Origin of the sequence: Psychrobacter sp. GW64-MNA-CIBAN-0177, from assembly GCF_040309585.1 — a bacterium.
GTDB lineage: Bacteria > Pseudomonadota > Gammaproteobacteria > Pseudomonadales > Moraxellaceae > Psychrobacter > Psychrobacter okhotskensis.
On record NZ_JBEOOY010000029.1, the window covers coordinates 15,980 to 27,438 of the forward strand.

Annotated in this window: 12 protein-coding genes; 3 read left to right on the forward strand and 9 right to left on the reverse strand. The window is 41.9% G+C overall.

Translation table 11 applies throughout. The features are described from left to right. Positions 1-614 precede the first annotated feature (614 nt). Positions 615-1,583 (reverse strand): DNA-binding protein, encoded by a 969-nt coding sequence (locus AAEY79_RS12985; RefSeq protein WP_025652670.1) that lies wholly within the window; start codon positions 1,581-1,583, stop codon positions 615-617. Between the two features lie 523 nt (positions 1,584-2,106). On the opposite strand from AAEY79_RS12985, the gene AAEY79_RS12990 reads away from it, so the two are divergent. Continuing rightward, a complete protein-coding gene (locus AAEY79_RS12990) occupies positions 2,107-3,183 on the forward strand; it encodes an RNA-guided endonuclease TnpB family protein (protein WP_101211256.1) in 1,077 nt (358 codons plus the stop codon). 260 nt (positions 3,184-3,443) lie between these two features. Here AAEY79_RS12990 and AAEY79_RS12995 read toward each other — a convergent pair whose 3' ends face one another. The 6 genes from AAEY79_RS12995 to AAEY79_RS13020 form a co-directional block, all read right to left on the reverse strand. Further along, entirely contained in the window at positions 3,444-3,698 is a 255-nt protein-coding gene (locus tag AAEY79_RS12995; RefSeq protein ID WP_025652646.1) for a Txe/YoeB family addiction module toxin, read from the reverse strand. Then, the gene (locus AAEY79_RS13000) at positions 3,695-3,985 is read right to left on the reverse strand and encodes a type II toxin-antitoxin system Phd/YefM family antitoxin (protein WP_025652647.1); all 291 of its coding nucleotides are present in this window, start codon (positions 3,983-3,985) and stop codon (positions 3,695-3,697) included. The genes AAEY79_RS12995 and AAEY79_RS13000 overlap by 4 nt, the downstream gene beginning before the upstream one ends. 93 nt (positions 3,986-4,078) lie before the next feature. After that, a complete protein-coding gene (locus AAEY79_RS13005) occupies positions 4,079-4,312 on the reverse strand; it encodes a type II toxin-antitoxin system RelB/DinJ family antitoxin (protein WP_025652648.1) in 234 nt (77 codons plus the stop codon). Positions 4,313-4,392: 80 nt separating this feature from the next. Beyond that, on the reverse strand, positions 4,393-5,349 hold the full coding sequence (locus AAEY79_RS13010) for a replication initiation protein (protein ID WP_025652649.1): 957 nt from the start codon (positions 5,347-5,349) through the stop codon (positions 4,393-4,395). Positions 5,350-5,675: 326 nt separating this feature from the next. After that, the gene (locus AAEY79_RS13015; RefSeq protein WP_156410067.1) at positions 5,676-5,846 is read right to left on the reverse strand and encodes a hypothetical protein; all 171 of its coding nucleotides are present in this window, start codon (positions 5,844-5,846) and stop codon (positions 5,676-5,678) included. Positions 5,847-6,044: 198 nt separating this feature from the next. Continuing rightward, positions 6,045-6,386 carry a hypothetical protein gene (locus AAEY79_RS13020; RefSeq protein ID WP_025652650.1) on the reverse strand — a complete coding sequence of 114 codons (342 nt, stop codon included), beginning with the start codon at positions 6,384-6,386 and terminating at the stop codon, positions 6,045-6,047. A gap of 261 nt (positions 6,387-6,647) precedes the next feature. Here AAEY79_RS13020 and AAEY79_RS13025 point away from each other — a divergent pair, with 261 nt between their 5' ends. After that, entirely contained in the window at positions 6,648-9,296 is a 2,649-nt protein-coding gene (locus AAEY79_RS13025) for a MobA/MobL family protein (protein ID WP_352288660.1), read from the forward strand. A gap of 25 nt (positions 9,297-9,321) precedes the next feature. After that, a complete protein-coding gene (locus tag AAEY79_RS13030) occupies positions 9,322-10,278 on the forward strand; it encodes a hypothetical protein (protein ID WP_218690609.1) in 957 nt (318 codons plus the stop codon). Positions 10,279-10,466: 188 nt separating this feature from the next. Here AAEY79_RS13030 and AAEY79_RS13035 read toward each other — a convergent pair whose 3' ends face one another. After that, positions 10,467-10,742 carry a hypothetical protein gene (locus AAEY79_RS13035; RefSeq protein ID WP_025652653.1) on the reverse strand — a complete coding sequence of 92 codons (276 nt, stop codon included), beginning with the start codon at positions 10,740-10,742 and terminating at the stop codon, positions 10,467-10,469. Positions 10,743-10,898: 156 nt separating this feature from the next. Continuing rightward, positions 10,899-11,123 carry a helix-turn-helix transcriptional regulator gene (locus tag AAEY79_RS13040; protein ID WP_025652654.1) on the reverse strand — a complete coding sequence of 75 codons (225 nt, stop codon included), beginning with the start codon at positions 11,121-11,123 and terminating at the stop codon, positions 10,899-10,901. Positions 11,124-11,459: the final 336 nt, after the last annotated feature.

Genomic DNA, 11,459 nt, shown 5'->3' on the forward strand with positions numbered 1-11,459 from the left:
GCAGGCCTCGGCGACGACTGCGTTTGACACAGGGGTAAGCTCTCGACAGGGGGTTCTAGACATATTGAGCAACGCAATGAGTGGTTACTCGTGCATATCGTAGCGGTATATTGGGTTTATGCCCTTGCTAGCGTATGACAGCACAGTAGCGGTTAAGAGCGTGTCTAGGCGGTGCTATCAGCCGTAATCTTAACAACCGTAGCTTGATACAGTGATACGGTCTTGATGACGCGATGGGCGATGAAGTCGGCATGACTAATCACATCAAATCCAAGGAATGCACTAAAGCGATTGTGAGTATTTTATCTACTCATAATCGCTTTAGGGTGAGTGTTCCTTGAAATCTGCTCAAGGCTCCAAAATCAGCATAAATTCACTTAGGCTAATTTAAGTAGTATATAGCCCACTCGGCTATATACTATAAGAGTCCAGAGAAAAATTTAGAATAGTTATTATACAGCAGTCACTTATTCAGTGAGTCGATATTGTCATGGTTGATTCATAAGCTTAGTGTGAATAGAACGAGATCTATGCCTTGGGTAAACTACCTCCCAAACTTATAACTGTTCTTTATCTTGAAATCCTAATTAAACTGAAACCTCGAATACTTTTATTTAATCAGCATCCAAAGTATTATCTTTGTTTTGAATAAGTATTAGAGCATCTTGTGCTTTCTTAAGTTGATCTTGTAACAGAGTCACTTGTTCCTGCTTTGATAAATGACGGCTTGATAGCTCGCTATATTGTTTATTCAATACGCTATGCTCGGCTTCAAGCTTAGCCTGAGTTTGAGTCAGCTGATTATTAAGTCCTGATAGCTTGTCACGTTCAGCGGTGACTGCCTTTAACTCTCCTTTGATCTCTGCGGTAGCCGTTTGTATATCATTCCGCTCAGTGGTGACTGCCTTTAGCTCTGACTTAGTATTTTTAAGTTCAATCTTTAAACGTGCAATCTCTGCCTTATCACTATCAGCTGTGGCTTTAAGCGTGGCTACCTCACCAAGACTGCTAGTCAGCTCTATAGATTGCTTATCTAATGCATTACTCACCTCTGCAAGCTGTGATTGCGCGGTCTTAGCCTTAGTGCGTTCAAGCTCTAATTCATGCCTAGTATCTAATAGCGTCTGTTTGGTAGCGTCATGGTCAGCTGTGGCTTGCTGTGCGCTTTTAGTTGCTGTTTCCGCAGTGCCGGTCACCTCGTCCAGTTGCTGTAGTAAATCCGCTTGTTCCCCCTCCAAGGTCTTAACCGCTTCTTGCGCTTCGTCCATCTCTGCTTGTGCCTTGATCTTAACCACCTCTAAAGCTTCACGCTCTTTAGACAATCTATCATTAGCCATATCAATAGCCGTCTGCCACATATCAGCCCCAAGCGTGTGCAAGCGTTCTGTGATACCACTAGGTAAGTCTACTTGCTGTAGCTCTTGCTCTTCTTGCTGTTCTCGCTTCCAGCTTTGCATAGCATCACTGATAGTCGTGAATGATCCACCGCCTAGCGCCTTACGCACCTCTGCCAGTGTCGGCTTAACCCCTTGCTCTTGTAATTGGTCTGCTGCTGCATGAATATCTTGTATCGTGAGTGCCATGATTTTGTATCCCTTAATAGTATATTGTAGTATGTTGTATATAATATACTACAATATACAACATACTACAATATAGAATGTAAAAAAACCCCAAGTAATCTTGAGGTCATGTGCTTGTTATTTAATGCCTAGTGATCGGTTAGGTATTCTTCTAGGGCATCGTTGATCATGTCTTGATAGTTACCGCCTGTTTGCTTAGCTCTGTCCTTGAATTTGGTAAGGATACTTGGGCTAATGACACTGGTTTCCGTAGACAACGCTTGAGATTTGATACTGCCACGGATCGCGCCTGACCAGTCGGTGACTTCTGGAATGTCCGATAAATCAATGTCGTCATCGCTAAGCGTGGCTAGATGCTCTGAGTCTGCTTGCTGCTTAGCAGTTAGTGGCGGTAATTCGTCTATTTTATCATCTAACGCCGTAAAACCACGTCCTTCTAGGGCGTGGATATCAGGCGTCAGTCGTTGTCGCCCAGTATGGCGAACCCCTTGATACCCAACTGCATTGAGATCATAATTACTCCATGAAAACGCTCAAACTACGCATCAAAGACAAACACGCCACTCAGCTCAATATCTTAGCTGGGGCAGTCAACTTTGTCTGGAACTACGTCAATGAGCTAAGTTTTAAACATTTACAGCGCACGGGCAAATTCTTTTCAGCCTATGACTTGGCCGCTTATACTAAAGGGGCGGGTGAATACCTGAATCTGCACAGTCAAACCTTGCAAGCGATCAGTGAGGTTCACGCTAAATCCCGTAAACAGTTTAAAAAAGCCAAACTCAACTGGCGTACCAATAACCCAAAAGCCAAGAGAAGAAGCTTGGGCTGGATTCCGTTTAAAAAGACCGCCATTAAGCACCTAACAACCCGTCAGTCAGGCAAGAAAAGCCTTAAATCTACTATTCAGCTAAGCCTCGCTAAAGGCAAAAAGCTGATCATTGATTTGTGGGATAGCTATAACCTCTCGCTCTATACCATCAATACTTGTGAGCTGGTACAAGATGCACGAGGTCACTGGTACGCCTGTATCACCGTCAAAGAATTTCCAAAAACAGTTTGTGGTACGGGCCAAGTCGGTATTGATTTAGGCTGTAAAGATGCCGCAGTCAGTAGTGAGGGTGATCAGCTACAAATCAAAGTCACCCATCAATACGCAGAAAAACTGGCCATCGCTCAACGTGCCAAAAACAAAAAACGGGTTAAGGTCATTCATGCCAAGATTAAAAACACCCGCCAAGATCTGATTCATAAATTCACATCAAAGCTTGTCAAAGCCAACAGCTTAATCGTTGTTGGTAAAATCAAATCAAACTCATTCACTTCATCTAAACTGGCCAAATCCGTCTATGATGCTGGTTGGTTTGAGATTAAGCGGCAACTGGATTATAAATGCGCGAACGCAGGTTGCCACTATATCGAAGTCAATGAAGCGTACACCACCCAAACCTGCTCGTGTTGCGGCTCTCGCCAAGACAGTCCGAAAGGTAGAGAAGGTCTTGGTATAAGAGCATGGTTTTGTCGTTCTTGTAAAACGACCCATAACAGAGATGTTAATGGAGCAAAAAACATTCTCGCGGTCGGGCTTGGCCGTCTTTAGTAGGAATCCCCGTTCCTTTAGGTCGGGGAGGAAGTCAATCTGTGGTAACGTGATCAGAGGTATAGTCATTATTAGCAATTATATGGCGTCGTATGACCACATAAGGTTTGTTATCGAATGTTTAGGTCGAAATACTAACCAATATATTTAGACGTCTCTACAGAGCTTTCTCGTTCGTTTTAGGACACATAGCCAGAATGGAAAATAAAAAAGTGCCTGATTCTTAGGATCAAGCACTTTTGTGAACTAACACTGTTTACTTAATAATGATATCGGCACTGAACGATGATAATGGCATCATCTTGAACCTCATAAACCAGTCTATGCTCTTGATCAATGCGACGCGACCAATAGCCTGCCAGATCGTGTTTGAGTGGTTCAGGTTTACCAATACCCTCAAATGGGTCACGTTTGATGGCTTTAATCAGCTTACTTATTTGCTTGACCTTCTCTTTGCTGGTTTTTTGCCAGTATTCGTAGTCCTCCCACGCATCCTGTGTCCAAGATAAGATCAAGCGTCCACCTCATCATCACAAGTCAATAATGCGTCATCCGTATTGATGTCATGCTCGATTAAACGACCCGCCTTAGCATCGGCTATAGAGCGTCTGAGGCGCTTGGCATTAGTGGGGCTTTTTAGCAGATGAAGCGTTTCCTCATATGAATTAAACTCTTCTAAACTCATGAGTACCGCAGGTTTGGCGTTTTGTCTAGTAATCACGATCGGCGATTTGTCGGTATCTACCTTATCGATATATTTGGCTAGGCCCTTTCTAAAATCAGTGTAGTTCACAACATCCATAACGATTACTCCGTGTTTGGTCATATTTATTTGTATGACTGATATTATATACCATAGCTGTACTTATATCTGTACAGTTATTTTTACACTGATTTATTTATGGCGCTGGCCGCTCAATCCGTAATCACCCGCAGAAGTTTGTGGCGGCGTATTAAGATTAGAGGGTTTTTGATAATCAAAGGATAACGGCACGGTATTGGTTTGCGCCACTTGAGTTAAGAACAATTTGATTGCTTGAGACGGCGTTAATCCATAGCTTTCAAACACGGCAAAGGCGCTATCCTTGAGCTCTTGATCGAGCCTGATATTATAATTGGTTGTCGTCATGGCATTACAAATGGCTTATATATGTACGTACAATATAAACCATTTGTAATGCCAAAACTACTAAGCATGCTTTTTTCATATTATGATTTCTGCTTAGGGAACGTATAGCCTATCGCCAGTAAGTGCTTTTTGTGGGTCTTTAAAAAAGCTTCATCTCTTAATTGAGTGTGTAACCAGCTGATCACTTCTTGGGTACTTTTTCCTGAAGGCGCATAGCTACCAAATGGGGCATAGTTAGCCAATAGAGGCGCAAAACGGTCGATCTGTTTGACGGTTAAGGATGGTATATCTCTATTCTCATTATTCTGATTTAAGTCCTCCAGACTTTTTTTCTTGGTGGGCTTAGCTTTGACATTAAATTTTAGTCCTGTGACGGTACGACCACGTTTAACGTTTTCATAGGTGATTTTAATATCTGACTTTTCTGTTATTTCTTCAACGCTTGGGTTGATGACTCGACTTTTTAGGTTGTTAATACGTTCGTAAGATTTAGAAAGAGCTAGCTCCTCTCTAATTTCTTCAAGTGACATTGTCCACGAGCTCATTGCCTCATGTTTTTTGGCCAGATGGTATATATCTATTGAATATTCACCCTTCAGTTTAAGTACATCTTCTTTTTTATATTTAGTGAATGGATTATTTTCATCAAAAACCTTCAACATCAGTAGCACTTCATCTGTAAAACATAGAGACACATAGCCATCTTCATATATTGATCTGATGACCCACTGTACATTGACACGGCTACCGCGTTCATTTCTATAGCTAAAAAATCGCCTCATCATCGTTTCACTAGCATCTTTTAATTGAGTATAAGCAGAATCCACTTGAATGTTGCAAGCCTCTGCAAATGCTTTCGCGGTTATCTCTATAGTGTCTTTTTCAGTGGCATCTATCAAACGCACTACTGAACTAGCAAGCAACAGCAACCGTTTTTCATCAAGTGTCATTTCATAAAACGCTTGTAGAATACGATTTTGCATAACAACCCAATTTGCAGGGTATTTCTTCTCATATAAACCAACTTGGTTAGTCATATCTACGCCTTAATGCTCAAATCTATCTAATTGTAGCATAATACCTGCTGATTGTAGCTTTTAACCTAGCTGATTGTAGCATTAACCTAGCTGATTGTAGCATTAACCTAGCTGATTGTAGCTTTATAGATCTTGAAGCCCTTAATTGGTAAGGTCTGAGAGCGTCCTAAAAGTCTTTAAAAGTCTTTAAAAGTAAAAAATATGTTTTTATATTAAATAATAGGAAAAAAACCAAAAAACCGACGGATTTAAGATGATAATTTGATCGACCAATCACTTATAAAACTTATCAGTAGCTCAGAATGCAATTGTCCATTTACTTGATGTTAATCCTCGTTCACATAGTTCGGATCAAGCTTGGATCTTTGAAAATCTTCAAAAGCATGGTCAAAGATATTTTGAATATCTTCATCTGTCATTCTGGACAACCCTGTTTTCACATTCTCAATATCAGTCTCATTTTTTGTAGATAGTTTGTCTTCATTTTCAGTAGCCATTATCGACACATCTGTAAACACTTATCAAACCGTTGCTAAAAAGCCTAGAAACCACTCTTATATACGTTTTACGCTCTGTCCGATACGATGGTAGCTAAAGCTATTCTAAAACGCTTAAAACAGCCGATAACCGTCTCCTAACCTTTCGCTAATTAGTAGACGATCCAGCTGTACCTTCAATTAGGCGATTTCGAGTAGCTACTGTGATGATGAATAAATATCAAGCAATGAACCGTGGTCACTGTCCTGACTGTTTTTAGGTGGTGTAAAGCTGCTTGGTACCACCTCAGCTTTACTTTGTATTTTATTGGCAATTGCTTTCAAAAATTCACGGTGCTTTTTCAAACGAGCATATTTTTCATTATCGTGTGCGTCTAAAAAAATAGCTTGCAGTTCATGATTATCATCATCGTCTAATGCGTTGGCCAACCACTCCCCCAATATTTTATGTGCTTCAAGCCTGTCCTGATCAATCTCTTTTTTAAGAGCCTGTAATTGCTTAATCTTATTTGCGAATAAATCATCTGATATTACTGACATTACCTCATCCTTTTTTTAGCCAACTATGATAGAGTTGATCCTAGCAGTACATACATAGGTATGCAAGGTAGTAAAATACACAAGACCACATCGTTTCGTGGGCGCAGTAGTATTTTAACCCTCTGTTAAGAGCGAACTTAGGAGTTTATGTAAAAAAGACCCACAAGGGGTACTATTTTTTACATAAACTCCGTCGTTCGGCAGGGGGCGAACCCCCTACAACCCCCAAAAAATCATCTCTCAATATTGGGTTTTTTTGCTATGAATAATAAAGGGTTTCATCTGTCGGTTAGCGCCGTTAGTAAGGCGAAAAATCATAGCGTGGTGGCAAAGTCGGCTTATAATTCTGGCTCAAAACTGGTTGATGAGCAGTCAGGAGTCGTCCACGATTACACCAGTAAAGCTAAAGACAAAATCTTAAATTTAGTAGACAGTGATGGTACTAAATACACGCAAGTTCTTGAGAAAAATGTGATGCATACGGCGTTGATAACGCCAACTCTTGCTGGGGATCTAGCAGTGACACGTGAGGGTTTTTGGAATGATATCGAACGCATTGAGACTCGTAAAAACGCGCAATTGGGTACTGAGATTGACGTGATGTTTCCTGATGGGATCACCGCGGATCAGCGTATAGTTCTGGCCGAGCGCTACGCTCAAACCTTATCTGATCGCTATAACGTGCTTGTCGATGTGGCCATTCATCGGCCCCACAGTCACGAGAAACATGTGGGGGAGGTTGAAGTGGTTGAGCTGACCAGTCGTAACTTTCATGCCCATATTTTACTCTCAAGCCGTGAGATAGTAGCGGATGTTGAGGGTTATGCTTTATCAGCACGCAAGAATTGGTTGCAGTGGTCAACGGAGGAGCGGTTATCTAAGGGGTTAAACGGACGCGGCGATGAGCTTAAATATCAACGCACCCTTTGGGCGGATATGGCCAATGAGCTACTGCCTAAGAATAAAACCATTAGTGAGAAATCCTACCGTGAGCTGGGCATCAATCGTTTGCCAAAAATGAAACTGGGTAAATCACTATATAAGGATATTCTCAAAGGCAATCGTTCAGTGATTCACGAGTACAACGAGACGATTGATGAGATCAATGCTTACATTGAAAAAAATGGTTTAGTAATTGAGTACGACGACAAGGGACGTATTGACCTAGAAAGCAATGAACAAGAGGTTAACGGCGTCACAATACATTATAAAAAGCGTAAACCCTTTGCGCGAATTGAGCTCAGTAATATCCGCTTTGTAGATCCTGCCGCTGAACTTGAACCCGCTATCCCTAAAAGTAACAGTCAGACGCATAGTGATGCGGCCAATGATCACGTACTTGATGAGCTTTTAGCAATCTCAGCCGACTTTGTGAGTCAAAAAAAGATGGTACGCAGCGCCTTATTTTCAACCATTGATGCGCTGCATGAAGAGTTAGCGCACCAGTCTAAACAGATTATTACCATTGATAAAAACATTAAGAGTACCCAGCGGTTCACCGAGGAGGTGGGACAGGATTTTAGTGACCCCCGCCAAAAAATGATTGAGCTTGCTAGGCAGATAAGCACAAAAGAGCAAAGTGAGGCACTAAAGGCGGCTTTAGCGTTGGTTGAGGAGTTTAGACAAGATGATACCCTACAAACAGGCCGCGCTGTTAGCCGTCTTGAAGAGCAGCTGTCACAGATTGATAAAACGGTGCTGAACAATAAAACGGTTTTAAAAAAGCTGATCCCGCTTAATAATGAAGTCATTGCTGACTACAAAGGGTTGAAGGCCACGCTAAAACCCTTTGCCGCAAAGCTGAATAAACTGGCGACTGGCTTTAAAGCTCTTGATGAGATTGATATTGAAAAATCCGACTTATCCTTACAGTGGGATCAAGCGTTTGCGGATCTACAAGAGATAGACGTCACCAATAACATGGACACTTATCATAAGTTTGCCGCATTTGCAGATCTGGATGTTGAGCGCCTTAAATACCTTGAAAAAGAGCGTGAGGCGCTCAGTACGTTAAAAGCAGTAGAGGTAGACGCGGATGCTTACACTCGTTTAACGGCATTGACCGCTGATGTTAAAGCGTTTAAGACTGCCAATGATAACGACATCAAACAGTTAAAGCAGCAAATTAATACCAGTCAAAAAACCTATCAGCGCCTGTCGCCGTTTTATGAGCAGCGTATCGCCTTACTGGATCAAAGTGAAGCTGTGATTGTGCAAGATGATGACCTATACGATGAGATTACCCGTACCAAGACCACTCAATTGAACGCAGATCGGCTTGATGACTGGCGCAACCGTACGATGGTGCTTCACCACCAGCTCAATAAAGCACATGAGCAAGCAAAGCTTAAGGAAGAGGCTGAGCGCGCACGAGAGGAGGCTTTAATCAGGCGGCGAGTAGCTTTACAACAGAGACGGCAGCAGGCATCTCTTAAGCGTCAGCGAATCAATGAGACCAAAGCATATCGAGATCGATTTGACAATTTAGTGGTACGGGTGCGTGACCGCGTTGATACCCTTGATTTTAAGGCCGTTGATGCACCGATCGAAGTGATCAACGCGGCTGAGGCGGTTGCCGCACAAGCATTTATATTCACCACTCTAAAACGCGCTGACAGCTTTACGACACTACAAAAGAGTTTACGAGACACCGATGCCAAAAAAATTGCAACGCAGGTGCAGAAGGCAGCAACATCGCTGTGGCAACAGCTTGAGCGCTTGCCTGACAATCAAGATAAGGTCGAGGTATTAACCCAGATCAATGAGCGCTTTGAGCACGTTCCTGCTATCACCATAGATGCGGCAACGCTCACGCAAACCGTGACAGATCACCTGCAAAAAACGAAGAGCGCTATCCAAGCGCATGAACAAGCACAAACACGCCGCTACCCATCACCACGTCCATTTTAGGCGGCATTATGATAATGAGCATCCCATGAATAAAGACAATAGCAATGAGCAGGACATTCACGACGAGCTTATTAATCTCGTGACCAGACTCAAACCTGTGATCGAAGCTCTGCGAGCACTGATTGGACAAGCTGACGATGTAGTGGCAACGCGCCTTGATCACTCTCTTAGCCGTATCGATACCAAGATAGATGAGATGACTTCAGTTACTCAAAAGCTGGATGGTAGCGCAAGCAGTGCCTCGAAGGCATTGAGTCAGTATCAAGAACTTGTATTAAAGCAGCTTCAAGCGGCAGTGACCACCTTTACTGACACTGAAATGCCGCGTCGTTATGATGACAAAATAGCGGGTATCATCACCGATATGAAACAGCAGATTGATACGGCTGTACAGGCGGTCGTCACTGCTAAAAACGCCAGCATAGAGGCGCAAGTGATTACCATGCAAGCGGTGGCTGATAAGCTTGGCGCTAGTGCGGACAGTCTTGCACTCTTTACCAATCAGTACCAAGCTGGTCATAAGCAGATTATTACCGATATTGAGGCGCTTGAGACCGCTACAAAAAAGCGGATTGGAGAAGTAAAAGAGGAGGCTGAAAAAGACTTGGATAAGATTTACAAGTCTATTGAGTCCATGAGTATTAAAAGGATAGCAGCAGTGGCCGCCGCCTGTATGGCAGCTGTGATAATAAGCCTTGTGGCCCTGATCTTTTGGTATGTGCCAAGCTTTGATGAGATTGCAGAAATGAGACAGCAGCAAGCAGAGCTACAGCGCGGCATCGATGAGCTTGAAACGGGTTGGAAACAGGCCTTTAATAATGCTCAAAGTGCGCAGTTTATTTTGGCTTGTGATGTTAATAAAGAGCAGCCTGATGTGATCAGCTGGTGCGTCAGAGCAGACAGTAAAAGCGTTTTGAGAGATGAAAAAGGCTTTGTTTATTATAAAATAGCTGGGTTGACGCGCGCGAAACCGACTGAGTAAAGACGTATGGCAATAGTGAGCTATATTGCCCAAAAGTGCGTCTTCTGAAACATATAAGACTGAAAAAAGGCTTGTTTGATTGTCGTTATCTTTGTCTATATTAAAAAGCCAGATAATGACACTTTATCTGGCTTTAAGGGTTATTGTTTCTTGTTAAACAAGAAGTCTGTAAATATAAGCTAAAGTGACTAGGCTGCTTGGTCAGTGTAAGCTGTGACCAACTCTATAAAAGCAGTTTCAAGGATGCTTAAAGTGTAGTCGTCAACGATAAGACCATCATCCAGCTGTCGTTGCACCCAGACATAAATCGCTTCATCATTATAAAGAATAGCGTCAACACCAAGTAATGATGCCAGTTGTACGCCTTGCTGTACTTGTAAGCTGAATAACAGCTTAGAGGCTAAATTTTTAGTCTGTTCACTAAACCAAGCGCAGCTGTTGAGCCGCGATAGATTGTTATTCATTAGTATTCTCCTGCAGATTATTGTGTATAAATAATGGATAAAATGACTTACTACAGGTCAAATTATACCTATATTTTAATCTATTGCAAGAGAAAATAACCTTCTGTAGGTCTTTTTATACTTTTAAAGGTGATAATGTCTTATGAGCGAAGGTGTTCACTCAGGCGACTCACTGCTGTCCTCATTTATGATTTCATATAAATCACCAACATTGATTCTAAGATACGTGCATAAAGACTCGATGACATCTAGATCAACTCGGGTGGCTTCTTCATGATACATGCGAGTAATGGTGCCACGATTGATGCCAGTATCCCTTGCGACATCGGCAATTTTAAGGCGTCTTTCGCCCATGATGGTCGATAAGTGACACTTCACCATAGTGGTTTCCTCATTAACGATTGGTGGTTTTGATTGGTGAGCAGATTATAACGAATATGAGTGGCTAACGTATTCCTTTTAGTAGCTCAAATTGATATTCAACAGCGGTAATTTACCTGGTAGTAGGCAGTTCGTTATGCTGTCTTTGATACAGGACGTCTATCATGATGGATATACGCTAGTTAGAAAAGGTGATGCTATTTTTACTATGAAGTATTGCTATTAGTAGTAATGTGACGTACATTTTTAGTTATACTTATATACTTATATACTTATATACTTATATACTTATATACTTATATACTTATATACTTATATACTTATATACTTATATAC